The organism is Enterocloster aldenensis (genome assembly GCF_003434055.1).
GTDB lineage: Bacteria > Bacillota > Clostridia > Lachnospirales > Lachnospiraceae > Enterocloster > Enterocloster aldenensis.
The window spans coordinates 1,023-1,277 of the sequence record NZ_QVEX01000046.1 but is presented as its reverse complement, the minus strand read 5'-3'; positions in this window follow the sequence as shown (position 1 = coordinate 1,277).

Sequence of the window (255 nt, the reverse complement as noted above, 5' to 3'; positions counted from 1 at the left end):
TTGTCAAGAAAAGTGTGTAAGTAATTTAAACATTACTAAAAAATAGGTTATTCAAGTTTGTGATTATTTCTTGTAGTGTCACTAAAAGAACTTGTATTTAATAAGCAGCAGTGTTAAAACTTATCTTTAATACTGCTGCTTTTTGAGTATATAAAAGGTTATGCAATATATGAACAATTGCATCCTTCTTGGTTAAGATTGGCTACTTAAATATTGATTGATTCTAGTTGTAAAATGATCATCTATCATCAATTG